The 23,928-nt window shown below is 69.2% G+C and carries 25 protein-coding genes and 1 pseudogene; 17 read left to right on the forward strand and 9 right to left on the reverse strand.

Annotated elements, in window-relative coordinates; translation table 11 throughout:
• The first annotated feature begins 49 nt into the window (after positions 1-49).
• The 8 genes from IE195_RS00305 to IE195_RS00340 all read left to right on the forward strand — a co-directional run bounded on the left by IE195_RS00305 (position 50) and on the right by IE195_RS00340 (position 5,979).
• Complete coding sequence (locus tag IE195_RS00305; RefSeq protein WP_191266484.1) at positions 50-412, forward strand: hypothetical protein; 363 nt, start codon at positions 50-52, stop codon at positions 410-412.
• Positions 405-854, forward strand: coding sequence for a hypothetical protein (locus IE195_RS00310; RefSeq protein WP_191266488.1), 450 nt, complete (start codon positions 405-407; stop codon positions 852-854). Before IE195_RS00305 ends, IE195_RS00310 begins: the two co-directional genes overlap by 8 nt.
• A gap of 72 nt (positions 855-926) precedes the next feature.
• A complete protein-coding gene (locus IE195_RS00315) occupies positions 927-1,781 on the forward strand; it encodes a sulfurtransferase (protein ID WP_191266491.1) in 855 nt (284 codons plus the stop codon).
• A 490-nt stretch (positions 1,782-2,271) separates the two neighbouring features.
• Positions 2,272-2,877 (forward strand): DUF4178 domain-containing protein, encoded by a 606-nt coding sequence (locus tag IE195_RS00320; protein WP_191266494.1) that lies wholly within the window; start codon positions 2,272-2,274, stop codon positions 2,875-2,877.
• Positions 2,878-2,884: 7 nt separating this feature from the next.
• The gene (locus tag IE195_RS00325; RefSeq protein WP_191266499.1) at positions 2,885-3,397 is read left to right on the forward strand and encodes a DUF2617 family protein; all 513 of its coding nucleotides are present in this window, start codon (positions 2,885-2,887) and stop codon (positions 3,395-3,397) included.
• Positions 3,398-3,407: 10 nt separating this feature from the next.
• A complete protein-coding gene (locus IE195_RS00330) occupies positions 3,408-3,752 on the forward strand; it encodes a hypothetical protein (RefSeq protein ID WP_191266502.1) in 345 nt (114 codons plus the stop codon).
• Between the two features lie 96 nt (positions 3,753-3,848).
• Positions 3,849-4,277, forward strand: coding sequence for a DUF350 domain-containing protein (locus IE195_RS00335; protein ID WP_191266507.1), 429 nt, complete (start codon positions 3,849-3,851; stop codon positions 4,275-4,277).
• A 112-nt stretch (positions 4,278-4,389) separates the two neighbouring features.
• Entirely contained in the window at positions 4,390-5,979 is a 1,590-nt protein-coding gene (locus IE195_RS00340) for a polyamine aminopropyltransferase (protein ID WP_191266519.1), read from the forward strand.
• Between the two features lie 380 nt (positions 5,980-6,359).
• Here the strand turns inward: IE195_RS00340 and IE195_RS00345 are convergent, their stop codons facing one another.
• On the reverse strand, positions 6,360-6,836 hold the full coding sequence (locus tag IE195_RS00345; protein ID WP_191266521.1) for a flavodoxin family protein: 477 nt from the start codon (positions 6,834-6,836) through the stop codon (positions 6,360-6,362).
• A gap of 316 nt (positions 6,837-7,152) precedes the next feature.
• On the opposite strand from IE195_RS00345, the gene IE195_RS00350 reads away from it, so the two are divergent.
• The 4 genes and pseudogenes from IE195_RS00350 to IE195_RS00360 all read left to right on the forward strand — a co-directional run bounded on the left by IE195_RS00350 (position 7,153) and on the right by IE195_RS00360 (position 10,025).
• Complete coding sequence (locus IE195_RS00350; protein ID WP_225942543.1) at positions 7,153-7,929, forward strand: DUF4352 domain-containing protein; 777 nt, start codon at positions 7,153-7,155, stop codon at positions 7,927-7,929.
• A gap of 464 nt (positions 7,930-8,393) precedes the next feature.
• A pseudogene (locus tag IE195_RS26640) lies at positions 8,394-8,648 on the forward strand (cytosine permease); the annotation flags it as partial.
• 41 nt (positions 8,649-8,689) lie between these two features.
• Positions 8,690-9,019 (forward strand): hypothetical protein, encoded by a 330-nt coding sequence (locus IE195_RS26645; protein WP_373295627.1) that lies wholly within the window; start codon positions 8,690-8,692, stop codon positions 9,017-9,019.
• A gap of 373 nt (positions 9,020-9,392) precedes the next feature.
• On the forward strand, positions 9,393-10,025 hold the full coding sequence (locus IE195_RS00360) for a DUF4352 domain-containing protein (RefSeq protein WP_191266525.1): 633 nt from the start codon (positions 9,393-9,395) through the stop codon (positions 10,023-10,025).
• Positions 10,026-10,199: 174 nt separating this feature from the next.
• On the opposite strand, the gene IE195_RS00365 is transcribed toward IE195_RS00360, so the two are convergent.
• Positions 10,200-11,234 (reverse strand): DUF6716 putative glycosyltransferase, encoded by a 1,035-nt coding sequence (locus IE195_RS00365; RefSeq protein WP_229826039.1) that lies wholly within the window; start codon positions 11,232-11,234, stop codon positions 10,200-10,202.
• 277 nt (positions 11,235-11,511) lie between these two features.
• Between IE195_RS00365 and IE195_RS00370 the strand changes: the two genes are divergently transcribed.
• From IE195_RS00370 to IE195_RS00385, 4 genes are all read left to right on the forward strand, one after another.
• Entirely contained in the window at positions 11,512-12,660 is a 1,149-nt protein-coding gene (locus tag IE195_RS00370; protein WP_229826040.1) for an acylneuraminate cytidylyltransferase, read from the forward strand.
• Positions 12,657-13,580, forward strand: a complete 924-nt coding sequence (locus IE195_RS00375) for an N-acetylneuraminate synthase family protein (RefSeq protein WP_191266532.1) — start codon at positions 12,657-12,659, stop codon at positions 13,578-13,580. The genes IE195_RS00370 and IE195_RS00375 overlap by 4 nt, the downstream gene beginning before the upstream one ends.
• Positions 13,581-13,664: 84 nt before the next feature.
• Positions 13,665-14,639, forward strand: coding sequence for a glycosyltransferase family 2 protein (locus IE195_RS00380; protein WP_191266534.1), 975 nt, complete (start codon positions 13,665-13,667; stop codon positions 14,637-14,639).
• Between the two features lie 63 nt (positions 14,640-14,702).
• On the forward strand, positions 14,703-16,103 hold the full coding sequence (locus IE195_RS00385) for a polysialyltransferase family glycosyltransferase (RefSeq protein WP_191266536.1): 1,401 nt from the start codon (positions 14,703-14,705) through the stop codon (positions 16,101-16,103).
• Here IE195_RS00385 and IE195_RS00390 read toward each other — a convergent pair.
• From IE195_RS00390 to IE195_RS00405, 4 genes are all read right to left on the reverse strand, one after another.
• Positions 16,004-17,236 (reverse strand): DUF6716 putative glycosyltransferase, encoded by a 1,233-nt coding sequence (locus tag IE195_RS00390; RefSeq protein ID WP_191266540.1) that lies wholly within the window; start codon positions 17,234-17,236, stop codon positions 16,004-16,006. The two genes, IE195_RS00385 and IE195_RS00390, sit on opposite strands and share 100 nt — an antisense overlap.
• Entirely contained in the window at positions 17,223-18,245 is a 1,023-nt protein-coding gene (locus IE195_RS00395) for a hypothetical protein (RefSeq protein ID WP_191266542.1), read from the reverse strand. Before IE195_RS00395 ends, IE195_RS00390 begins: the two co-directional genes overlap by 14 nt.
• A gap of 154 nt (positions 18,246-18,399) precedes the next feature.
• Complete coding sequence (locus tag IE195_RS00400) at positions 18,400-19,164, reverse strand: crotonase/enoyl-CoA hydratase family protein (protein WP_191266545.1); 765 nt, start codon at positions 19,162-19,164, stop codon at positions 18,400-18,402.
• Positions 19,165-19,173: 9 nt separating this feature from the next.
• A complete protein-coding gene (locus IE195_RS00405) occupies positions 19,174-19,947 on the reverse strand; it encodes an SDR family NAD(P)-dependent oxidoreductase (RefSeq protein WP_191266548.1) in 774 nt (257 codons plus the stop codon).
• A gap of 201 nt (positions 19,948-20,148) precedes the next feature.
• Between IE195_RS00405 and IE195_RS00410 the strand changes: the two genes are divergently transcribed.
• Positions 20,149-20,745: a Uma2 family endonuclease gene (locus IE195_RS00410; protein ID WP_191266550.1), complete on the forward strand. Its 597-nt coding sequence runs from the start codon at positions 20,149-20,151 to the stop codon at positions 20,743-20,745.
• A gap of 3 nt (positions 20,746-20,748) precedes the next feature.
• On the opposite strand, the gene IE195_RS00415 is transcribed toward IE195_RS00410, so the two are convergent.
• From IE195_RS00415 to rpsI, 3 genes are all read right to left on the reverse strand, one after another.
• Complete coding sequence (locus tag IE195_RS00415) at positions 20,749-21,780, reverse strand: ROK family glucokinase (protein WP_191266562.1); 1,032 nt, start codon at positions 21,778-21,780, stop codon at positions 20,749-20,751.
• Positions 21,781-21,897: 117 nt separating this feature from the next.
• Positions 21,898-23,235 (reverse strand): phosphoglucosamine mutase, encoded by a 1,338-nt coding sequence (gene glmM / locus IE195_RS00420; RefSeq protein ID WP_191266564.1) that lies wholly within the window; start codon positions 23,233-23,235, stop codon positions 21,898-21,900.
• Positions 23,236-23,397: 162 nt separating this feature from the next.
• Positions 23,398-23,907, reverse strand: a complete 510-nt coding sequence (rpsI, locus tag IE195_RS00425; protein ID WP_191266566.1) for a 30S ribosomal protein S9 — start codon at positions 23,905-23,907, stop codon at positions 23,398-23,400.
• Positions 23,908-23,928: the final 21 nt, after the last annotated feature.

A 23,928-nucleotide genomic window follows, 5' to 3' on the forward strand; every position in this document is an offset into this window, starting at 1 on the left:
TCGGTCCGCTGACATGGGCGGACACGCGTGGTGTGCGAGTGGAGGAAGCGTGGTCGACTGGCTGACCATGGCCATTCAGATGGTGTCGTTGGCGATGGCCGTGTGGTGCCTCATCTCGACCTTCCGCGACCAGCCCATGTTGGTCCCGCACCTGATCGGCGTGGGTGTCCTGTGGCTGCTGGTGCTTGGGCAGGTCGGTGCGACCGTGGTGACCATGGTCGGCGGCGAACGCCCTGACGAGATGGTCATGTTCGTGTCCTATCTCGCGACCGTGGTACTGCTGCCCCCCGCCTGTGCCGTGTGGGGTTTCATGGAGCGCACCAAGTGGGGACCGGCCGTGATCGCCTTCGCCTGTCTGATCCTTCCGGTGCTGATGGTCCGTATCGAGCAGTTGTGGAGCCCTGTTGTCTGAGGCACCGGAAACCGGGCCCGTCGCCGACCGGACTCTGCGCACCGGCCCCGGAAGAGTGCTGGTCGCGGTGTACGCGGTGTTCGCTCTCGCCGCGACCGCGCGCGGGAGCTACCAACTGGTGACGCGTTTCGAGGAGGCCCCTGCGGCGTACGGCCTGTCCGTGCTCGCCGGGGTGGTCTACCTGGTCGCCGCCGTCGGTCTGGCCCGTGCGGGGCGCACCTCTCGGGTGGTGGCCCTGGTCTCGGTGTCCGTGGAGATGGCCGGAGTGCTCGTGGTGGGCGCGCTGAGCGTGTTCGCGTCCGGGGTGTTCCCGGACGACACCGTGTGGTCCGGTTTCGGTAGCGGATACCTGTTCATTCCACTGGTACTGCCTGCCCTCGGTCTGTGGTGGATCCTGCATGTCCACCGCCTGGACCGCGAAGCCCAGGCCACCGGGGCCTGACCTGCCGGTCGAACCACCACTGAGGGTCGAGGCACAGAGACCCTCCGGTTCCGCAGTCACTAGGCTGTCGCCATGTCCGATCAGACGCTGTCCCTGCCGGTGGCCGTTTCGGCCGCCTGGCTCCGTGAGCACATCGACGAGGTCGTTCTCGTCGACTCCCGTTGGTACCTGGACGGCCGATCCGGCCGTGCGGCCTACCTGAGCGGCCACATTCCCGGCGCCGTGCACGCCGACGTGGACGCCGACCTCGCCGCGCCGGCCAGCCCGGAGGGCGGACGCCATCCCCTCCCGGCCGCCGCCGACCTCGCCCGCGCCCTGGGCCGCCTCGGCATCGGCGACCACTCCCGCGTGGTCGTCTACGACGACGCGAACGGTTCCGTGGCCGCGCGCCTGGTATGGATACTCCGAACTCTCGGCACCTCCGCGGCCTTTCTCGACGGCGGACTCCAGACCTGGACCGGTGAGTTGGAGGAGGGGGAGGCCACGGCCGTCCCGGTGCACCGCACCGCGCTCCCCTGGCCCGCCGACCGCCTGGTGGACACCGAGGCCCTCCAGAAGGAGCTGGCCGCTCCGGACCGGCTCCTGTTGGACGCCCGCGTCCACGGGCGTTTCACCGGTGAGCAGCCTGCGCCCGTCGACGCCCGGGCCGGGCACATCCCCGGTGCCCGCAGCGCCGAGTGGCCCGCGAACCTGACCGCGGACGGTCTGCTCGCCGCCCCCGACGTCCTGCGGGAGCGTTTCGCAGCCCTCGGCGCGGAGTCCGCGCACACGGTCACCGCCTACTGCGGTTCGGGGGTGACCGCCTGCCACGACCTCCTCGCCCTGGAACACGCGGGCTTCACCAACACCCGTCTGTACCCGGGCTCGTGGAGCCGGTGGGGAGGGGACGACTCCCTGCCGCTGGAAACCGGGGACACCCAGGCCTGACCGACCGCTCCCGGCACCGCCCGCACCCCAGCGACCACCACAGCCACCCGAACACTCGATGCCCCGCCGGGGCTCGCGCCGTCAGCGCGAACCGCGGCGGGGTTCCCGCTACGTCCCCCGCGCCTGCCTCCGCTCCACCAGCCCGGCACCCGCTCCACCAGCCTTGCCCCCGCTCCGCTTCCGGACCGTTTCCCGACCTGCCAGGCCGTCGCCGCACAGACCGTTCCCGGTCCCGGCAACCGCCTAGGCTGGGAGGAGGTGCAGGCCCGAAAAGTCCGAAAGGCCCGAAAAGAGTGGATGGCCTCACCCGAAGAGAGCGGGTGGCTTCAACAGCCCGCCGCTGGGAAAGGTTCCCACCTGCACCGTTCTGACCTGACCTGATCCGGCCAGGACAGGAACCAGAGCCCCCGAACCGGCGTCAGACAGAACAGTAGGATCGCCCGGCCCCGGAATACAGACAACGTGCTTCACCACGAAACGAGGAACACTGGTGATCGAACTCCTGCTGCTACTGCTTCTCATCGTCGGGATCGTGATCGGAGTCCTGATCTACAAGCAGCGCTCCCGCACCCAGAACCCGAAGCAGGACGCCCCGCCCCCGCCGCCACAGGACCCCTTCGCCGCGTCCTCCACCATGGACACCGCCGGTGACCCCCGCAACATCAAGGCGGGGGACATGATCGACTGGGGCACCGAGCGGACCTGGATCCGCGGCACCCTGCGTCTGTCCGAGGGCGGCTACGTCTGGTCCGAGCACTTCCTGGAGGTCGAGGGCGGCAAGCGCTGGCTCTCGGTCGATGAGGACCCGGACCTCGAGCTGGCCCTGTGGACCGGCCGTCCGGACCTGACCATGGTCCCCCAGGGCAAGACCATCGAGCTCGAGGGCGTCACCTACAAGCTGGAGGAGAAGGGCTCCGGTTCCTACCGCTCGGAAGGAACCACCGGCCTCAAGGCCCAGGGCGGCATGGACTACGCGGACTACGAGTCCGCGGACGGTCAGCTGCTCGCCTTCGAGCGTTTCGACCACGGCAGCTGGGAGGTCAGCACCGGCACCAAGATCGCCGCGGGTACCTTCACGATCTTCCCCGGGAGCTGATCCCGTTATGCGTGCGAGCATCAGCGCCCCCTTCGTCGACACCAAGGCCGACGACCTGGTCTGGACCCTGAACCACCCGTTGGTCGAATCCCTGGCCGCCCGGACCGTCGAGGTCCCGGGGTTCGGGGTCGAACTCCGGGTACTCGGGGCCTCACACCAGGTCGTCCTGCGGTCTGCGTCCGACGGCGGGGAGCTGGTGGAGACGGTCGCCTGCCTGCCGGGGGTTCCCGGCGGGCTTCCCGGCTGTGCCGGGCTCCCTCTGCCTGGGGTGGGCGACTACCGCTTCGACTCCGTCGTCGAGTCGTTGTCTCGCCGCGAACTGGCCCTCCGGGTCGCGGAGGTCCATGACGCGACCTCCGACTCCCCCGGCGGGCTGCTCGTCGCCTTCCCCGGTGATCCGCTGGCGATCACCGCGCTGCACCTGACCTCTGGCAGCGGGGCCTCCCTGCGCTGGCATACCTGGCACGCCTACCCGCAGAGCAACGAACTGGTGACGACGACCACAACCCTGACTTCCTGAGGAGGCCGACATGGCCAAGAGCAAAGCCCCCGAAGCACACGCTCCACGACACAGGATCGCCGCGGTCGGCGGCGCCGTCACCGTGCTGCTCCTTCTCTCGGCGTGTTCGAACGGCAACAACAGCGCTGACTGCGAGCCCCGTGCCAGTGCGACCGCCACCCCTTCGAACTCCACCAACTCCTCATACCGCAGCACCCCCAGCCCGACACCGACCGACGACTGCAACAACCGCAACGGCAACAACAACAGCGGTGGCGGCGGCGGATTCTTCTTCTTCGGCGGCGGAGGCGGCGGCTCCAACAGCAACGGCAGCGGAAGCAACAACCGCGGCGGCGGGTCGGGCTTCGGCAAGTAGGGCAAGCAGGGCAAGTAGTCTGCCGTGTCGGGGGACGGACTCGTTTCCGCAGTCCACACCCACCGACGCACCAACAATCCCGACACGGACGAGGCCATGAACGAGATCCTCAGCAGCTCCCTTTCCGCCCTGGGTTACGGCGTGGTCGGCACAGTCGTCATGCTGCTCGGCTACCTGATCACCGACCTGCTCACCCCGGGCAAGCTGCACCAGCTGATCTGGGAGGACCGCAACCCGAACGCGATCCTGCTGGTCTCCGCGAACACTCTCGGAGCCGCGGTCGTGGTCGTCTCAGCGATCATGTCCAGCTACTCCGAGCTGGGCCTGGTCCCCGGACTGGTCTCCACCGCGGTCTTCGGGCTCATCGGCCTGGTGGTGATGGCCCTGTCGTTCCTGCTGATCGACCTGCTGACCCCCACGAAGATCAGCCACATCGTCAGCAACGCCGAGTGGCACCCGGCGACCTGGGTCAGCGCGACCGCGCACCTGTCGATCGCTCTGGTCGTGGCCGCCGCCATCTCCTAGGGTCCGGGGCCGCTGCTCGGGACGTCCGTCCCCGGGCGGCCCGGCTTCCGGACCGGCTCCCGGCGGGCTGCTCCGGCCGACCGGACCCGCACTTCCTCGAGAAAGCAGTACCTTGACCGAGACCACGGCCCACTCGCGGCCCCGACTCCCGGTGCCCGCGCGCGCGGCCCGGTTCTTCATCCTGTTGGCGGTGTTCATCTGCGCCGCCTGCGGCCTGGTGTACGAGCTGGCCCTGGTGGCGATCGGCAGCTACCTGCTCGGCGACACCATCACGCAGGCCTCCGTGGTCCTGTCGGTCATGGTGTTCGCCATGGGTGTGGGCTCGCTGCTGTCCAAGCGGTACCAGGCCCGTCCCGCGCTGTCGTTCGCCGTGGTGGAAGGCCTGCTGTCGTTGGTCGGCGGCCTGTCGGTCCTGCTGCTGTACGGGTCCTTCGCCTGGTTGTCCGTGAACGCCTACCAGCCCACGCTGGTGCTGCTGGCGTTCGTCATCGGCACCCTCATCGGCATCGAGATCCCGCTGCTGATGACGCTCATCCAGCGCATCCGCAAGCAGGAGGCCTCCGAGGCGGTCGCGGACCTGTTCGCCGCCGACTACGTGGGCGGTCTGATCGGCGGGCTGGCCTTCCCGTTCCTGCTGCTGCCGCTGCTGGGTCTGCCCAAGGGCGCCCTGATGGTGGGTCTGCTGAACGCGGTCATCGGTGTCGCGGTGGTGCTGTGGCTGTTCCGCACGGATCTGACCAGGCTCGCCTACGTGGGGTTGAGCGCGGGACTGACGTTCATCGTCGTCGTGCTGGGGCTGGCCTACTACTTCGCCGAGCACTTCGAGGTGGACGCCCGGCAGGCCATGTACCGGGACCCGATCGCGTACGCGGAACGCAGCGAGTACCAGGAGATCGTGCTCACGCAGTCCCTGGACGGCCGGGACGTGCGCATGTTCCTCAACGGGTCCCTCCAGTTCTCCACGCTGGACGAGTACCGGTACCACGAGTCGCTCATCCACCCGGCGATGGACGGCCCGCGCGAGGACGTCCTGGTCCTGGGCGGCGGGGACGGCCTGGCCATCCGGGAGCTGCTGCGTTACGACGACGTCGACTCGGTGACCCTCGTGGACCTGGACCCGGCCGTGATCGAGCTGGCCTCCACCCATCCGGTGCTCCGCGAGCTCAACAACGACTCCTTCCAGGACCCGCGGGTGGACGTCGTCAACACGGACGCGTTCCAGTGGCTGCGCGACAACCCGGACAACTTCGACGTGGTCATCGCGGACCTTCCGGACGGCACCGACGTGGGCACCTCGAAGCTGTACACCATCGAGTTCTACGCGCTGTTGGAACAGGCCCTGAACCCCGACGGGCGGGTGGTGGTGCAGGCCGGTTCACCGTTCTTCGCCCCGGACGCCTACTGGAGCGTGAGCCACTCGCTGGAGGAGGCCGGGATCGCGGTCACCCCGTACAACGTGGACGTCCCGACCTTCGGCAACTGGGGTTTCTATCTGGGGGCCTCCGAGCGGGAATCGGGTCGGGCACCGGAACTGACGCTGCCGGACGATGCCCCCGAGCTGCGCTTTCTGGACGATGACCTGCTGTCGGCGGCTCTGGTGTTCCCGAAGGACCGGCAGGAGGGCGATGTCCGCCCCTCCACGCTGATGCATCCGCGGATCATCGGCTACCACCAGGACCGCCAGGCCTGGCGGGGTTACTAGCGCCGGGGAGCACGTGCCCCGGGCACACCGATGACACCCGTACCGGGGTACGGGCGCCATCGGTGTCAGACACCGCGCGACCTGGGATCTTGGGCCAGTGGGCGGCCACGCGGTGGTTTCGGCCGGGGGCGGGCCCGCAGGGGGAGCGGGTCACCTTCGTCGGCTCCCCCGCGGCCCGACGCCCATCCTCACCCCGGCCGAGTGGACGGCGCGCACGCCACGCCGCCCGCATCGCCCCGGATGACAACCCTTGACACAGACTTGCCGCCCCTTGCCGGAAACGGATGCTTTTCGTCCGGGCGTTCCCGGGCGACCGAACCCCGGGTGACCGGACCGGGGCCTGCCCGGTGTGGGGCGGGCAACGGCCGCGCGGACGGCCCTCACCCCTGTTCCGTGTGTTCCGAACGCTCCAGGGCCGCCAGGGCGGTGACCGCGCCCAGTTCCCAGCAGTCCTGCCTGGCGTCCGTTCCGGGACGGCCGGTGACGGCGACCGGAGGCCGGTGCCGGCTCCACCCCATGCCCTTGGTGATCGACTCCACCGCGCGTACCGCACCCGAGGTGTCGTTGTCCCCGTGCACGTAGAGCGAGTACGGGAGCCCCTGCGTGTCGGTCTGGACGGGGTAGTACACCGTGTCGAAGAAGTGCTTCAGGGCACCGGACATGTAGCCGATGTTGACCGGGGTCCCCAGTACCACCGCGTCGGCTTCCAGCAGGTCCGCGGCGGTTGCGACCAGGGCCGCCCTGGCCCGTACCTCGACCCCTTCGATATCGTCGGTACGGGCACCGTCGAGCACCGCTTCCAGGAGTTCCTGTGTGGCGGGGGAGACAGTGTGGTGAACGATGAGCAGTCGTGCCATACACCCACATTAGGCAGTGCTCCCCCCGGAACCGACGGCCCCTCGACGGGGTCGGAAGAACTGGCGCCGAAAGCCACCTGACCTCGGGCGATCCCGGACGCCCGCACTGACGGGCGCAGAGTTCAGCCGTTCCTACGGCCCGGTCACACGCTCCCGTCCTCAGCAGAAACCGTGGAAGAAAGCCAAGGGCCGCATGAATCAGCCTCCGCACGACCCCTACCAAGGCCCTCCGCCGGGGACGCCTCCGACAGGAGGCCAGCCGCCGATGGGCCCTCCCCCTCCCGGGTGGGCCCCTCCAGGAGGGGGCCACCCGCCGATGGGCCCTCCCGCTCCCGGAGGTCCGCCGCCGCCCGGCGGCCCCTACGGCGGTCCGCCCCAGGGCGGTGACCCCTACGCAGGCCAGTACGGTGGTCCGCCCCACGGCGGTGACCCCTACGGAGGCCAGTACGGTGGTCCGCCCCACGGCGGTGACCCCTACGGAGGCCAGTACGGTCCGCCCCAGGGCGGCAATCCTTACGGCGGCCAGTACGGCGCCCCCTACGGCCAGCCCGCGCCCGGGAAGGGGACCTCCCCCTGGCTGTGGGTGAGCCTCGGATGCGGCGGAATCTTCGTCATCGGTGTCGTCCTGGTCCTGCTGCTCTTCTTCGTCTTCGCGGAGGCCGAGGATGAGGGCACCGGTGGCAGCGCCGACCGGTCCGACTCGGACATGCCCGGCCTCGGCGAGGAGGTCGCGCACGACGGCCTGCTCTTCACCGTGACCGAGGTCGAGACCGGCCTGTCCGAGGTCGAGGACTGGCAGGCGACCGGTGAGTACGTCGTCGTGCACCTGGAGATCGGAACGGACGACTCCCTCTTCCCGCTGTTCTGGCGCGACGAACAGCACCTGTACACGGAGTCCGGCGCCCAGATCGAGGAGGACTACGAGGCCACCGGTGCCTACGACAACACCGAGATGAGTGTGCTCGTGCCGGAGGAGGGCACCGTGAGCACGGCGATCGTCTTCGACGTGGACGACCCCGCCGAGCTCTCCCACATCGGTCTGAGCGCGGAGACCTACGGCGGCAACGAGGTCGAGATCGACATCACCGGCTGATCCTGACCTCCCCCGCCACCCGCCCCGGAGCGACCCCCTCCCCGGTCCGGTCGGTGCAGGGGGCGAACCCCGGTCGGGGCCGTCGGGACACCCCTCCCGGCGGCCCTCCGGCATGCGTGCCCGCCTCCGAAGTTCTCGCTGATCCAGCAGCAAACGCAAGACGTCCCGGCACGATGCGGCCAGCATCGCGGTCGGGCGGCGCGCCCAGGGGCACGCGGTCCGGCGTCGGACGGCACCGCCCCGCACCCACCGGGGCGATGGGTGCGGGCCTCGGACCGCCCAGGCCCCACCGCAAGCCCCCGGGCGTGAGGGAACCCGCCGCCCGGCCTCGGAGCGCGCACACGATGCGCGTGCCCGGGCCGAGGGAAAGAGAACGCGGGGGACCAGCGCGTCCAACACCGTTCGGGACGCGCGCAGTACCGGGAGAGCACCACAGGGCACTCCCGCACACTGTTAAGAAACGGTTCACGCACGGCTGGACCTTCGATTCGGTGGTGCTCTGGCAGGAGCCCTTCGTGATCCACAGCCGCGTCCTGGACCGGACGGAGAACCTGGTCGTCGGCCCCATGGTCACCATCGTCCTGGGCAACCTCATCGTGCTGTTGCCGATGGTGCTGACCGGCCATGCGGGCGCCAGGTACGGCATTCCGTTCCCCGTGTTCGCCCGGTCCTCCTTCGGTCTGCGCGGCGCCAACCTGCCCGCCCTGCTGCGCGGCGCGGCTCCGAGTACTGGTACTCCGGCGGCTGGAACTGGCGCGCCCTGGCCGCCTTCGGGACAGGTGCGCTGCTGGCCGTGGGCGGATCGAACTCGCCCGAGGGCGAGGGTCCCTTCCCGACCGATGGGCTCGTCCCGCCGCTGGCCCCGCTGTCCGACTACGGGTGGCTGGTCGGTCTGCTCAGCGCGATGCTGGTGCACTGGGCGCTGGGCCGCTTCCTCCCGGACCCGGGGCAGCGGGCCGCCGAGGAGGAGGCCGCCGGCCGGCCCCGTCTCCTGAATCCGAGACGCGTCCCCGGGCGCCGCGCGGTGGTTCCACCGCGGGGCGCCCTTTTCGTACCCGGTTTCCGCACAGCGGATGTTGGCGAACAATAAACCCCCGGGAACCAGGCCATCACCCAAAGAAACGAAGAGGCGGACGGAAAACAACACGTCCACAATCGGCCAGCAGGTGAACCAGGCGAGCGAAGGGCACTTGAGCTGGTACTTCGTGGCGCCTGAAAAGACACAGAACCATGGCAACCCATCCCCCTCCCACAGCGTCCGCGAGGGATCCTGCATATTTTTGAAGATCCTCCTCATTCCTTCAGAAAAGCGGTATCAGCCATTCTTTCGGAAGAGGCATGATGGACCGGTCACCTGGAACTCCGGTCCCCGTCCGCCCGAGTCTCCCGGACCGAACCCCGCTTACCGCGCCGGTTTCCGCCCCCGGCGCAGGACAGCACCAGTCGAGAAGAAAAGGGTCACCATGACTCACCCCCAGTACCCCGGAGACGCGCCCCAGCCCCCGAAGAAGAAGTCCCCCGCCCTCCTCTTCGGATGCCTCGGGTGCAGCGGCCTGATTCTGCTCGTCCTCATCGTGGTGGGAGCCCTGGCCCTGGGCTCCGGTGACGAGGACGGCGCGACCGAGGACAGCACGTCCGCCGACTCCGGCGACGGCGGCGGGAACGACGAGGCAGCCGACGAAGGGGCGGACGAGGACCTGGCCGGCATCGGCGACCGCGTCGAGGTCGGCGGCCTGGCCTTCACCGTCACAGGGGTCGAGGACGGCCTCACCGAGGCCAGCGGCGCCCTGGACACCTACACGGCGGAGGGCCAGTACGTCGCCGTGTCCGTCACGGTGGAGAACACCGGCAACGAGCCGACCTACTTCGAGAACACCGCCCAGAAGCTGTACGACGCCGAGGGGCGCGAGTTCGGCCACGACTCCGACGCGACCATCGCGTTGGACGAGGGCCCCATGCTCGGGGAGCTCAACCCGGCCCAGAGCGGGGACTTCACCGTGGTCTTCGACATCCCGGCCGACGCCGAGGTCGACCGCATCGAGGTCAGCGACGACATGTTCGAGGACGGCGGCACCCCGATCAGCCTGAAGGGCTGATCCCCGCTCCGCCCTGACCAGGGGCGCCGCGCGGCGGTGTTCGCCGTGCGGCGCCTTTGTCGTACCGGACCCCGCGTGCGGCTCCCGGAGGCCGCCGGCAACGCCCCCGAGGGCGGGTTCACCCTGACCGAGGCCGCCCCGCCCCTCCGCGGACAGCAGAACCCGTCCCGGCGTTCAGGAGAGTTCGCCCCGGCGGCCGCGTTCGAGGAGGTCGTGCAGGCGTTCCACCCAGTCGTCGTGTCCGGGCGGGTGGAAGTGGTTGCGCTCTCCCCACTCCCGGCTGGGGCGCCGGAAGCGGGTGGCCCGCACGTCGGCCAGGGTGCCGAACAGGCCGCTGTCCTCGAAGACGGCGTTGCCCTGCGCGGCGCCCACGCCGAAGTCCGTGAGGACGAGGGAGGGCACCCTGCGCGCTAGGGCCTCCAGCACGGCCGCCGAACCCACCGCGACGAGGCCGCGGGCCCGGTCCAACTGCGCGGACAGGCGCCCGGACCGGAAGAGCAGCGCGCGCCCGTCGACCCGCCCGGAGGCGACCAGGGAGCGCCAGGCCTCCAGGTGGGGGCCGCCGCCCGCCCCCTGCTCCAGGTGCACGACCACCTCCAGGTCGGGGCGGTTCCCGGCCAGGGTCGCCAGGGCGAGGAGCGCGTTCTGACGGCCCCGCTCGGTGTGCGGGACCCCGGGGCGGGCCGCGTACACCACCCGGTCCCGCCTGACCGCCTCAGCGGGGTCCCGGTGTCCCAGGGGCAGGCTGGCCAGTCCCACCTCCCCCCTCATCCCGAGTTTCTCGCCCAGGGTCGTGTACTCGGCGACCTCGCGGTGGCTGTACGCCACGAGCAGATCGACCCGTGAACGGTGCAGCCACTCCCCCTCGACCGCGGGCACGGCGAGCGGTTGCAGCGCGGAGACCACCAGGGGCCGGTAGCGGCGGACCACCGAGCGCAGCGACCAGGACAGGGCCTCCACGACCGGGCCGGCGCAGTTGAGCACGACGGTGTCGGGGCGGCGGCGCCAGACGAGTCTGCGGACCTGGCGCGGGGAGAGGGCCGGGACCCGCAGGCCCGCCTGCCCGGTGCCCTCGGTCGCGTCGCGGACCCGGGCCGGAGGGGGTGTGCTCTCGGAGCGGACGACGGTCATCCCCACGGCGTTCCCCGGGCCGGAGAGCCGGTCGAGCATCGCGGCGCAGAGCCCGACCCGCTCGGTGGAGTCGGCCACCGCGAGGACCGTAATCGGGCCGGTCCGAGCACCGGGCCGACTCCATGGGGGCGTGAGGGACACGAAGCCGTCTCCTTGGCTTTCGGGGTGGACACCCCCAGGCTACACACGGAGAGTGATCACGCAGGCACGCATAACCCTGGTCGCACTCCGTCCCACAAGAAGCAAGATGGCGGTCGCGCCTCTTAGTCACCCCATCGACCAGTCATTACTATCTGGAGTGACTTTCCAACAACCCAGGGCAATCAATTTTGGAGTGCTCTTGCGAGTGACGGCCGTGATCCCCGCACGTGGTGGTTCCAAGGGCATCCCCCTCAAGAACGTGGCGCCCGTCGGCGGCGTACCTCTCGTCACCCGCGCGATCCGCGCCAGCGAGGCCGCCCAGACCGTGACCGAGACCGTAGTGTCCACCGACCATGGCGCAATCGCCCGAGCCGCCGCCGACGCAGGCGCACGAGTACTGGAGCGCCCCGCCGACCTGGGCGGGGACACCGTCTCCTCCGAAGCAGTCCTCCTCCAGGTGGTCGATGCCCTGGAGCAAGCCGACGGCTCAGCGCCGGACGTGCTCGTGTTCGTGCAGTGCACCAGCCCCTTCATCAGCCCGGACGACCTGGACTCGGCCGTTCGGAGAATCCTCGACAGTTCCGCGGACAGTGTGTTCGCCGCAGTCGAGACACACGCCTTCCTGTGGCGCGCGACCCCGGCAGGCGCCCGGGGGGTGAACCACGGGCACACCCACCGCCACCGCCGCCAGGACCGGGAGCCGCAGTTCCAGGAGACGGGCGCTTTCTACGCGATGCGCACCGAGGGCCTGCGCACCCACCGCCACCGCTTCTTCGGCCGGATCGCGGTCCAGGAGGTTTCACCTCTGCACGGGTTCGAGGTGGACGCACCCGACGACCTGCACGTGGTACGGGCCTTGGCCGCGGTTGCAGACCCCGAGCGGTTTCCCATCGACGTGGACGCCGTCGTCACCGACTTCGACGGGGTGCACACCGACGACCGGGCCACCGTCAGCGAGAACGGCGCGGAGTCGGTGACCGTGAGCCGCTCCGACGGCATGGGCGTCAAGCTCCTGCGCGAGGCGGGCGTACGCCTGCTCGTACTGTCGACCGAGGAGAACCCGGTGGTTTGTGCCCGGGCCGACAAACTCAAGGTTCCCGTCCTGCACGGCCTGTCCGACAAACGGGCCGCCCTGGCCACATGGCTGGATGAGGAGGACCTCGATCCCGCCCGCGTGGCCTACGTGGGCAACGACGTCAACGACCTGGGCTGTCTGTCCCTGGTCGGTTGGCCAGTGGCCGTCCCCGACTCGCACCCGGATGTCCTGGCCGCCGCGCGCGTGGTCCTGACCCGCCGGGGCGGCGACGGCGCGGTCCGCGAACTCTGTGAACGTGTACTCAAGACCCGGGAAGGAACCCGATGACCTCTGTCGTCGAACGCACCACCGCTCCCCCGCACCTGCGGACCGAGATCACCCCGGTCACGATCGGGGAACACCGGCTCGGCCCAGGACAACCGGTCTACGTCATCGGTGAGATCGGCATCAACCACAACGGTGACATCGGGATCGCGAAGAAGCTGATCGACGTTGCCGCGGAGGCCGGATGCCAAGCGGTGAAGTTCCAGAAACGCACACCGGAGATCTGCGTCCCCCCGGAACAGCAGAAGCGCATACGCCAGACCCCCTGGGGTGAGATGACCTACCTGGCTTACAAGCACCGGGTGGAGTTCGGCCGGGACGAGTACACCGAGATCGCCAAACACTGCGCCGGGCTCGGCCTGGACTGGTTCGCCTCCCCGTGGGACGTCCCCTCCGTGGAGTTCCTGGAGGAGATGGACGTCCCCGCGCACAAAGTGGCATCTGCCTCGATCACCGACCTCGAACTGCTCCGGGCCCTGGCCGACACCGGCCGCCCGGTACTGCTGTCGACCGGCATGTCGACCCTGGAGGAGATCGACACCGCGGTGACCGTCCTCGGTGCCCGGCAGTTGGTCATCATGCACTCCACCTCCACCTACCCGATGCCGCCGGAGGAGGGGAACCTGCGGACCATCGAGACCCTGCGCGAACGCTACCGGGTTCCGGTGGGCTACTCCGGCCACGAACGGGGTCTGCAGATCTCCGTGGCGGCCGCCGCACTGGGCGCGGTCACGGTGGAGCGGCACATCACCCTGGACCGCACGATGTGGGGCTCGGATCACGCGGCCTCCCTCGAACCGTCCGGTCTGAGCCACCTGGTCCGCGACATCCGGGTGATCCAGGAGGCCCTGGGGGACGGGGTCAAGCGCGTCTTCCCCGGTGAGGAGGAACCCCGGACCCGCCTGCGCCGCACCACCGTCTGACCCGCTACCTCCAAGTGTGAGGGCCGCGCCACACCCGCAGCCCTCACTCTTGGCGTTCACATCATCACCCCCGGTGGAGCCCGTATGACTTCCCTGTCCGTGATCATCCCCGCCAAGGACGTAGCTCCGTACATCGGCGACACCCTGAACAGCCTGACCCGAAACCACAGGTCCGACTTCGAATACGTGGTCATCGACGACGGCTCCACCGATGCCACCCCCGACATCGTCGACGGCTTTCGGAAGAAGCTCCCTGGTCTACGAATGCTCCACAACAGCGCCCCGACCGGTCTGTCTTCGGTGCGGAACCAGGGAGTCGCAGCTTCCGACGGGCGCTACGTCACCTTCCTCGACGGAGACGACTGGCTCGCTCCGGGCTATCTGCCCAAAGCGGTGGAGGCGATCCAAGTCCTGGGAGTGGACTTCATCAGGACCGATCACGTCCAAGTGACGGGCCAGAACCGCACTCTGCACAAGGCGCCCGAAGGAAGGGTCAACCAGCCCCTGCCGCCTCGATCAGGCATCCTCCCGACATTCACAAGGAGCATGGTCGACTATCCCTATGCTTCAACCGGTCTCCTCGACAGGCGCCTAGCCGACGAGGGACTCCTGGACTTCGACACTCGCCTCCTGACCTGTGAGGACCAACCCTGGATCTGGCGGCTGCACCTCAGAGCCGGCTCCTTCGCCCGGGTTCCGATCGTGGGGCTCTTCTATCGACGCGACGTCCCCGGGTCGCTAACCCAAGTGGGCGACCACCGGCAGATGCACTTCTTCGACGCCTTCGAGGGACTCTTCAACCAGATCGCGGATGATCGCGATGCCGATCTTTACCTACCCAAGGCAACCCGCGCTTTCTGCTCAATATTGATCAACCACCTGGACCGAAAGAAACGTCTTCGGCGCAAGGATCAAAAACAGTTGCCCGTCCGGGGCCGATCCCTGCTGAGGAGAATCCCCCACCACATACTCGACCCCACCCTGCGTGAGATGGGCGGCTTGCGCGAGAGCCGGCTGCGCTCTCTTCTGGGCCCAGGAAAAATGAGCCTAACCGCCTGAATCACATCCTGCGCATCGGACAAAATTTGAATTTCCCGGACCCATGCTCTTCCGAGGCAAGCCATGACACAAATCTTCGTATCATCCCGAATATTCGGCGCGGCAACTCTGGCGGCCGCAGTCGATAGCGGCCTCTTCGGCGACGAACGCCGAATCCTACTCACCGTTGACAACTCCGATGTCCCCGAGGCAGTTACGTCATTGAGTGCGGCCGCAGGCTTCGAAGCAATACGGAGACGATTCGACGATGTGCTTTCCTATAACGATCTTATCTGGCCCCAGCACCCCTCCCACTGGCAGGCTCACCAGAGCGACATCCCCATAATCCGCAGGCTGCTCGACAACCACCTCCGGCTGGGCGGGGAGGAGCCGGAACTGGTCGTGGAAGCGTTGCAGGGACAGCCCGCTCGCGGCTTGATCCAGCTCTTCGATGACGCACGGCTCACCCTCTACTCTGATGGCCTGGCAAGTCACGGACCCAGCCGGAGGCGCCTTAAGCGCGAGGATGGTTCCCGTTTCGAACGACTGATCCACCTCGGCCTGGTTCCCGGCGTCGATCCGCTCGTTCTCAGCGAATACGGGGTGGCCCCGGCGGTGGTCCCCGCAGAGGCTTTCCGCACGGTCATCAGTGAGATTGCCAAATATGCAGAGGTGGTGCCGACCGCCAGGGCGGGGGAACCGGCACCCGCGATGGTCGTCGGCCAGTACCTGGCCTCCCTCGAACTGATCTCCGAGCGCGAGGAGACCGATCTCACCGCCCGAGCGGTCACAGCGTGCGCCAAAGCTGGTCACCGCAGTGTCGTCTTCAAACCCCATCCGATGAACGCTTCACAAACGCTCCCGGCTGTGCAGGCCGCGGCCGACCGCGTTGGGGTGGAGCTAAAGGTCCTAGAGGGAGCGGTTCCGGTAGAGGCATGGTACGAGGTCTCTCCTCCAGCGCTGGTGGCAGGTTGCTTCTCCACTTCACTGAGCACCGCCAACACAATCTACGACATTCCAGTCGCCACAGTCGGCACAGAAACACTGCTGGAACGACTCAAGCCTTACGAGAACAACAACCGGATTCCCCTCACCATCGCGGATACCACCATGCCCAGACTCATGGATGACGGTCGGATCATTCCACCGTCCATCGGCCCCGAAAGATATCAGGAAGAACTTGCACCCCTCGTTCGGGCCATCGCGTACTGCATGCAGGCAGCTATCTATCCTCATCTCCGTGAATCGGCTGAGGCTTATATACGGAACTACGAGGGAGACCCGCTGAGGCACTTCAAACGAAAGCGGATTCAAGCTCTTGGCATGTCAGCTCCAAGAGCCCGGGTACCCATTCAACAGCAGCCCCTTGTTCAGGCTCTGCTGCGTCACCAAGCCCGCAACCTCCTGAACAAGGCACCAACGCTTCGAGCAGCAGCCACCGGGACACTCAGCCGGATCAGGGACCTACGGCGCGCACGTCGCTGATCAGGACCCTCGGGAAGGCCGGGGCGTGCTTCGAGCTCGCCCCGGCGCGCCCGCCGCACCAGGCCTTCCAGGCGCTCCGACCAGTCGTTCTCCGTGGAGTCGTGGAAGTAGTTCCGTTCGGACCAGCGCCGCTCCGGGTTGTGGAAACGCGCGGCCCGCACATCGGCGAGGGTGCCGAAGGCTCCGCTGTCCTGGAAGACCAGGTTGATCTGCTCGGCCCCCACACCGAAGTCGGTGAGGACAACCATGGGGACCTCCAGAGCGATGGCCTCCAAGGCCGCCGTGGAGCTGACCGTGACGAAACCCCGAGCCCCGGTCAGTTGCTCCGCCATGGCGCCGGCGGCGAACCGCACCGCGCCGTCCCGCACCCGTCCCTCCCCGGCCATCTCCCGCCACAGAGCCTCGTAGTGGAAGCGCTCACGGTGGGTCTGGGCCTCGTTCTCCCGCCCCCGGAGCTTGACCACCACATCCAGGTCGGGACGTTGTTCCGCCAGTTCGGCCAGGGCCAGAAGGATCGCCTCCCGGTCCACTCGCTGCTCGGGGACCTTGGCCTGGGCCGCGAACACCACACGACCGGCCGCCGGTGCGCTCCTCCGTTCCGCGGCGCCGGGCAGGAAGGGCAGAGTCGCCAGAGCGACCTCGCCGGTGGCACCGCACTTCTCCCGCAGAGAGTCGAACTCCGCGACCTCCCGGTGACTGTGCACGACGAACAGGTCTGTCCGGAAGCGGTAGAGCCAGGCTTTTTCCGTCGCAGGAACCGATATCCCCGGCAGCGCCGTCACCAGCACGAGTCGGTGTCCACGCACCGCCCCCGACAGAACAGGTGCCAGGGCGTCCACGACCGGGCCCGTGCAGTTGAGGATCACCGTGTCGGGGCGGTTCCTGCGGACCAGCCCCCGGATCTGGAGCGCGGTCAGCACGGGGATCCGCCGTCCGGCCCACCCCGTCCCCTCCACGGCAGCCCGCAGCTGGGTTTCGGAGGGAGCGATCGGGGACCGAACCACTACGAGTCCGCCCGTGTATCCCTGGCCGGGAAATGCGTCGAGCATGGCCGCAGAGAGCTTCACGTACGAGTCGGAGTCCGCGACGGCCAGGACCCGGATCCTGTTGTCCGGCGCCTCAGTTCGCCGCACTGTTCACCGCCCTGAAGTTCGCGCTGGCCGACAGGTCGGCGCGCAGCGCCGGTCGGGCGCGTCTGGTCCACCAGTGCTCCGGCAGTCCGACAGCCCGGATGTCAGCCCCCTTGGCCAGGGTGCGCAGGGACACCAGGGCGGTGGAGGGCGGTGCCATGACGGTGTGCTCCGGGCCCAGGCCGCGAAGGGAGAGTTCCACGGGGACACCAGAGCTGATCACCCGAATACGGGGATGTTGGTCCAGGAAGCTGAGCACCTCCGAATCCTCTCTGCGGTGCGGGTAGTAGGCGAGCGGACCAGTCTTCGCCTGTGTGTCCAGCCAGCTCAGGTAGATGGACCGGTGCACCAGGCCGTCCGCGACCAGGGCCGTGCCCAGAACGATCCGGCTCTCCCGGGGAGGAGCGTGGCCAGGCAGCGAACGCAGCATCCCGAAACCGTGGCGGACGACGCGTACCCCGGAAGCATCTGCCTGTTCGGCGAGGTCGGGGCTGATCGGCAGCATCGTGAAGACGGTAAGCCTGCCTTCGCGGGCCGCGTGGCGCAGGCGCAGGACGGCCGCGAGCCCCAGGGCGGAGCGGAGCGGGTTCGCTCTGGCTCTGGCGCGGAGGAGGGGCCGGGGGACCGGGGAGCTGAGCAGGCGGATAAGGCGCCAAGTGGCCAGTCCGTCGTCGACGATGACGATCCGACAGCGTGAGGCGGACAGCAGGGCGCGTTGCACCTGACCGGAGAATGCATCCCCGAGCGCCCAGACCCCGTTGGCCGTGGCGGGCGGCTCGGGCTCCCTGGCCGGGCTGGTGAGGGCGGCGCTCGCCGGAAGGAGACGGCGGAGCTCCGCAGCGGTCTCGGAGAGCCCCCGCACACCGGGGCGGAGCAGGATCTGCCCGTTCTCGAAGAGCTGCCCCGCGGCGCGGGCCTCCACGACGGACAGGAGCTGTAGCGGCGACTCCACCCATGCGGTGCCCTCACGGGCTGCGGGTGTGGTCCTGTTCCAGGAAGATGCAGGGTGCACGGCGCCGTTTCCTCGGTCAGACCAGTGGTGAACACCCACAGATTACATACTTAGGGTAATCAAACACAGACTCTAAGTAGTCAAGTTGTGGTGTTCCGGAAACGGCGACGGCGGCCGCCCCCGGGGGACGGCCGCCGTGCGGTGCGCGGAGGAGCTACTCGCCCTTCCACACGGGGGCGCGCTTCTCGGCGAAGGCCGCCGCCCCCTCCATGGCGTCCTGGCTGACGAACACCGGGCCCGCCAGTTCGTTCTGCCGGTCCCACATCTGGTCGGTGGACCAGTCGTCGGAGGCCTGGATGATCTCCTTGGAGACCTTCAGGGCCAGCGGGCCGTTCGGCGTGATGCGGGAGGCGAGGGCCCTGGCCCCCTCCAGAGCGCCGCCGCTCTCGGTGACCTGGTTGACCAGGCCCAGTTCCGCGAGGCGCTCGGCGCCGACGAAGTCGCCGGTGAGGGCGAACTCCATCGCGATGTTGCGCGGGATGCGGTGGTGGAGGCGCAGCAGGCCGCCGGCTCCGGCGACCAGGCCGCGCTTGACCTCGGGGATGCCGAACTTGGCGTCCTCGGCGGCCACCACCAGGTCACAGGCGAGCACCGCCTCGAAACCACCGGCGAGGGCGTACCCCTCGACCGCGGCGATCAGCGGCTTCTTCGGGCCGCGCTCGGCGAAACCGCCGAACCCGCGTCCCTCGACCACCGGGACCTCGCCCTTCATGAAGGCCTTGAGGTCCATCCCGGCGCAGAAGGTGCCGCCGGCGCCGGTGACGATCGCGACGTTGACGTCCTTGCGGGCGTCGACGTCGTCGAGGGCCTCGGCGATCCGGGCCGCGACCGCGGCGTTGACCGCGTTCTTGGCCTTGGGGCGGTTGATGGTGATGACGGCGACGCCGTCCTCAGCCGTGTAGAGAACCTCGTCGGACACGGTGTCCTCCTACTTGGGGGGCATGCGGAGGGCGCCGTCGATGCGGACGACCTCGCCGTTGACGTAGCTGACCTCGAGCAGGGTCCGGGCGAGCTTGCCGAACTCCTCGGCGGTGCCCAGACGCTTGGGGAAGGGCACCGGGGCGGCGAGCTTCTGCTTGAACTCCTCCGAGCCCGGGCCGTCGCCGTAGATGGGCGTCTCCAGGATGCCGGGGGCGAGGGTGTTCACGGTGATGCCGACGGCGGCGAGGTCACGCGCGGCCGGGAGGGTCATGCCGATCACGCCGCCCTTGGAGGAGGAGTACGCGATCTGACCGATCTGGCCCTCGATGCCCGCGAGGGAGGCGGTGTTGAGGATGGAGCCGCGCTCGCCGTCCTCGTTGACCGGCTCGGTCTTGGCGATCTCGGCCGCCGCCAGACGGAGCACGTTGAACGTGCCGATCAGGTTGACCTGGATGACCTTCTGGTAGCTGTCCAGGTCGTGCGGGTTGCCGTTCCGGTCGACCGTGCGGGTGGCCCAGCCGATACCGGCGCAGGAGACCGCGACGCGGAAGGGCTTGCCGGTGTCCGCGGCGGCCTGGACGGCGGCCTTGACCTGGTCCTCCTGGGAGACGTCGGTGGAGACGAAGACGCCACCGATCTCCTTGGCGATCGCTTCGCCGCGCTCGGCGTTCAGGTCGGCGATGACGACGGTGGCACCGGCGGAGGCGAGTTCCTTGGCGGTGGCCTCACCGAGGCCACTCGCGCCGCCCGAGACAAGGGCGGAGATTCCGTTGAGATCCATGTGCCGCACTCTACCGAGGATGTGACCCACACACTAGAACCGGGTTCGGTTAATCGTGGGTAATGCTGTGGCCAGCACTTCGGGGAGCCCGGAGCGGGTACGGGGAAACCGCCCCACTCCGTCGTCACGCAGCGCTACGTTCCCCTCATGCGAAGAACAGCGACACCAGAGTGGGCTCAGGAATCGACCCAGGAGGATTCGATGGCCGAGCCGCTCCCCGACTGGTTCCTCACCCCGCCCGGGGGTTGGACCGCCGACGACATGGACAACCTTCCACCGGGTGCCCCCCGGATGGAACCCATCGACGGAGCGCTCGTCCTGCTTTCCCCCCAGACCCGGTTCCACTCACAGGTCATGCGCCGCCTGGCAAACGAGTTGGAGGAGCCAGCGCCAGAAGGAATTGATGTCCTGCTGGAGATGACGATGAAACTCGGCAAGCACCAGCGTCCGGAGCCCGACATCCTCGTCTACGGGTTCGAAGAGGGTGCTGACGACCACCTCGACTGGTACCGGGCCACCCACGTTCCGCCCGAGGACGTGCTCATCGCCGTCGAGATCGTCTCGGAGGAGTCCCAGGACCGGGACCGGACGACCAAGCCGTTGAAGTACGCGGCCGCCGGTATCCCGCACTTCTGGCGGATCGAGCCCGAGGAGAACGGACCCGCGGTCCACGTGTTCGAGCTCGACGGGCTCCGGGACCCCAGGTACGTTCCGATCACCATCGCCCGGGAACGCCTCAAGCTGGACGTCCCCTTCCCGGTCGACATCGACGTGAGAGCGCTGTCCGGCCGGCGTTAGACGTCACCGCCGCAGGGCCCTGCCCAGGCGCTGCTGCCTGCGGCGCCCCCTCCACCTCGGCAGGGCCTCCCGCGCCAGGTCGGCGGCGCCGATCACCCCCGCCTCGTTGCCCAGGGCGGCAGCCGCCACACGCGCCTGCGGCCGGTAGCCCCGGCCGGTCAGCGCCTTGCCGAACGCGCTCCTCGCCGGGCCCAGCAGCAGTTCGCCCACCTCGGAGACGCCTCCCCCGATCACGAACAGCTCGGGGTCGAAGGCGGCGGCCAGGTTGGCCAGGCCCGACCCCAGCCAGCCGCCCGCCTCCTCCAGCAGCTCCCGGCAGGCCGGATCCCCCTTGCGGGCCAGCTCGCTCACCAGCGCTCCGGTGATCAGACCCGGATCACCTCCGACCGCCTGGCTCAACGCCCCGGCCACCGGCGACTCCGCCGCCACCAGCTCCCGCGCCTCCCGGGTGAGCGCGTTGCCGCTGGCGTACTGCTCCCAGCAGCCCCGGTTCCCGCACTCGCAGCGGTGACCGCCCGGGACCACCGTCATGTGCCCGAACTCGCCCGCGATCCCGTAACGGCCGCGGCGCAGCCGGCCGTCCAGCACGATCGCGCCGCCGATCCCCGTGCCCAGGTTCACGACCACCACGTCGTCCACGCCCTGGCCGGACCCGGCGCGCACCTCGGCCCAGGCGGAGGCGTTGGCGTCGTTCTCCACGACCACGGGCAGCCCCAGCCGCAACGACAGCGCGTCCCGGAGCGGCTCCTGGCGCCAGGACAGGTGCGGGGCGAACAGCACCCGGGAGCGCCGCTCGTCGACGAACCCGGCCGCGCCCACCCCCACCGCCCGGACCGCGAACTCCCGGCGCAGTTCCGACACGACCGACACGATCGTGTCCTCCACCACCGAAGGGCTCTTGCTCCGCTCCGGCGTCTGGGTGCGCAGGCGCGCCAGCACCCGTCCGCCGGGGGTGACCACGCCCGCGGCGACCTTGGTCCCGCCGATGTCCACACCGATCGTCAGGGAGTGCCCGTACCGCACGTCCGTCGCCATTCCAGCTCCGCTCCACCGCACCGCGTACACACGAGAACGCGCACCCGGGCCGCTCTGTGCCCGGATGCGCGCGAAAACCGGAAAAGTCCCCCGGAGGAGGACAGGCCGGAAGGAACCCTAGCCGAGGGCGGAACGGACCACCCCGGCCAGGCGCTCGGCCACGGCGGCGGCCTGCTCCTGCTCGGGGGCCTCCACCATGACCCGGACCTTCGGTTCGGTCCCGCTGGGCCGGATCAGCACCCGGCCGGTCTCGCCCAGCTCGGCCTCGGCCGCGCGGACCGCCTCGGCCAGCTCCTCGGACTCGGCGGCGCGGTCCCTGTCGACGTCGGGAACGTTGATGAGGACCTGCGGAAGCCGGGTCATCACCTTGGCCAGTTCGGCGAGGCCCTGCTTGTGGTGGGCCATGGCGGACAGCAGGTGCAGACCGGTCAGCAGACCGTCCCCGGTGGTGGCGTGGTCGAGCAGGATCACGTGACCGGACTGCTCGCCGCCCAGGCCGAACCCGCCGCGCTTCATCTCCTCCAGCACGTACCGGTCGCCGACCGCGGTCTCCACCACGGTGATGCCCTCACGGGCCATCGCCAGTTTCAACCCCAGGTTGGACATGACCGTCACCACGAGGGTGTCCTCGGCGAGCCTGCCGGCCTCCTTGGCCTCGGTCGCCAGGATCGCGAGGATCTGGTCGCCGTCCACGACGTCGCCGTCGGCGTCCACAGCCAGGCAGCGGTCGGCGTCGCCGTCGTTGGCGATACCGGCGTCGGCGCCGTGCAGACGCACCGCCTCCTGCAGGGCCGCCAGGTTCGTCGAACCGCAGCCCTGGTTGATGTTGTACCCGTCGGGCCGGTCCCCGATCGCGATGACCTCGGCGCCCGCCCGGCGCAGCGCCTCGGGAGCGACGGTGCTGGCCGAGCCGTGGGCGCAGTCCATCACGACCTTGAGCCCCTTGAGGCTGTGCGGAAGGGAGTCCAGGACGTGCCGGGTGTACATCTCGGCTCCGTCGCGGGACTCGGTGACCCGGCCGACCGCGTCACCCACGGCGGGGGTCGAGGGGACGCCGAGCATGCCCTCGATCTCCTCCTCCAGGGCGTCCTCCAGCTTCTGGCCGCCCTTGGCGAAGAACTTGATCCCGTTGTCCGGGGCCGGGTTGTGGCTCGCGGAGAGCATCACACCGAAGTCGGCTTCCAGCGCGCCGGTCAGGTAGGCGACGGCCGGGGTCGGAAGCACCCCGACCTTCACGACGTCCACACCGGTACTGGCCAGACCGGCGACGACCGCGGCCTCCAGGAACTCCCCGGACGCGCGCGGGTCGCGCCCCACGACCGCGCGCGGGCGGCGGCTCCCCTCCGTCCCGGCCAGGACCCGCGCCCCGGCGATGGACAGTTCCAGGGTGAGTGCAGCGGTCAGGTCGCGTCCCGCGAGACCACGTACGCCGTCTGTTCCGAACAGCTGAGCCACAGGCGACAACCCCTTTCAGAAGCGGCGCCGGATGACCCCGGCGCCGGGAAAGTTCAGCGTGGCGGAGAAAGCCACCGGAAAAACGAAGGCCCGTACGCCGCCCCGGCTACGGGGGCGACGTACGGGCCAAAGCTCAGCCGAGCAGGTGCCGGCGCATGAGCATTAACGCTTGGAGAACTGCGGGGCCTTGCGCGCCTTCTTGAGACCGGCCTTCTTCCGCTCGACCTCGCGGTCGTCACGGGTGAGGAAACCGGCCTTCTTCAGGGTCGGGCGGTTGTTCTCGGCGTCCAGGGACGCCAGGGCACGGGCGATGCCGTGACGCAGGGCGCCGGCCTGACCGCTGGTGCCGCCGCCGTCCAGACGGGCGAAGACGTCGTAGGCGCCATCGAACCCGAGGGAGACGAAGGGGTCGTTGACGGTCTGCTGGTGGACCTTGTCCGGGAAGTAGGCATCAAGCGGCTTGCCGTTGATCTTCCACTCGCCGGAACCAGGGGCGATGCGAACGCGGGCGACGGCCTGCTTACGACGACCGGTACCGGCGCTGGGGCCGGACGCGGTGGGGACGTAGGCGGCGGTCGTCTCTTCCGACTCGCTGGTGAACTCGGAGGGGAACTCCTCCGGGTTGTCGGCGATTTCCTGCTCGACGTTCTCGATGCCGGTGGGCTCGACCACGGTTATCCTCGTGCTTCCTGT

This window comes from Nocardiopsis terrae, from assembly GCF_014651695.1.
Classification (GTDB): Bacteria; Actinomycetota; Actinomycetes; order Streptosporangiales; family Streptosporangiaceae; genus Nocardiopsis; species Nocardiopsis terrae.

Excerpts from the sequence above, each read along its gene's own strand:
- IE195_RS00315 (WP_191266491.1), top strand. The coding sequence starts at position 927 with ATGTCCGATCAGACGCTGTCCCTGCCGGTGGCCGTTTCGGCCGCCTGG.
- IE195_RS00325 (WP_191266499.1), top strand. The coding sequence starts at position 2,885 with ATGCGTGCGAGCATCAGCGCCCCCTTCGTCGACACCAAGGCCGACGAC.
- IE195_RS00330 (WP_191266502.1), top strand. The coding sequence starts at position 3,408 with ATGGCCAAGAGCAAAGCCCCCGAAGCACACGCTCCACGACACAGGATC.
- IE195_RS00335 (WP_191266507.1), top strand. The coding sequence starts at position 3,849 with ATGAACGAGATCCTCAGCAGCTCCCTTTCCGCCCTGGGTTACGGCGTG.
- IE195_RS00345 (WP_191266521.1), bottom strand. The coding sequence starts at position 6,836 with ATGGCACGACTGCTCATCGTTCACCACACTGTCTCCCCCGCCACACAG.
- IE195_RS00350 (WP_225942543.1), top strand. The coding sequence starts at position 7,153 with ATGGGCCCTCCCGCTCCCGGAGGTCCGCCGCCGCCCGGCGGCCCCTAC.
- IE195_RS00360 (WP_191266525.1), top strand. The coding sequence starts at position 9,393 with ATGACTCACCCCCAGTACCCCGGAGACGCGCCCCAGCCCCCGAAGAAG.
- IE195_RS00375 (WP_191266532.1), top strand. The coding sequence starts at position 12,657 with ATGACCTCTGTCGTCGAACGCACCACCGCTCCCCCGCACCTGCGGACC.
- IE195_RS00380 (WP_191266534.1), top strand. The coding sequence starts at position 13,665 with ATGACTTCCCTGTCCGTGATCATCCCCGCCAAGGACGTAGCTCCGTAC.
- IE195_RS00385 (WP_191266536.1), top strand. The coding sequence starts at position 14,703 with ATGACACAAATCTTCGTATCATCCCGAATATTCGGCGCGGCAACTCTG.
- IE195_RS00405 (WP_191266548.1), bottom strand. The coding sequence starts at position 19,947 with ATGGATCTCAACGGAATCTCCGCCCTTGTCTCGGGCGGCGCGAGTGGC.
- IE195_RS00410 (WP_191266550.1), top strand. The coding sequence starts at position 20,149 with ATGGCCGAGCCGCTCCCCGACTGGTTCCTCACCCCGCCCGGGGGTTGG.
- IE195_RS00415 (WP_191266562.1), bottom strand. The coding sequence starts at position 21,780 with ATGGCGACGGACGTGCGGTACGGGCACTCCCTGACGATCGGTGTGGAC.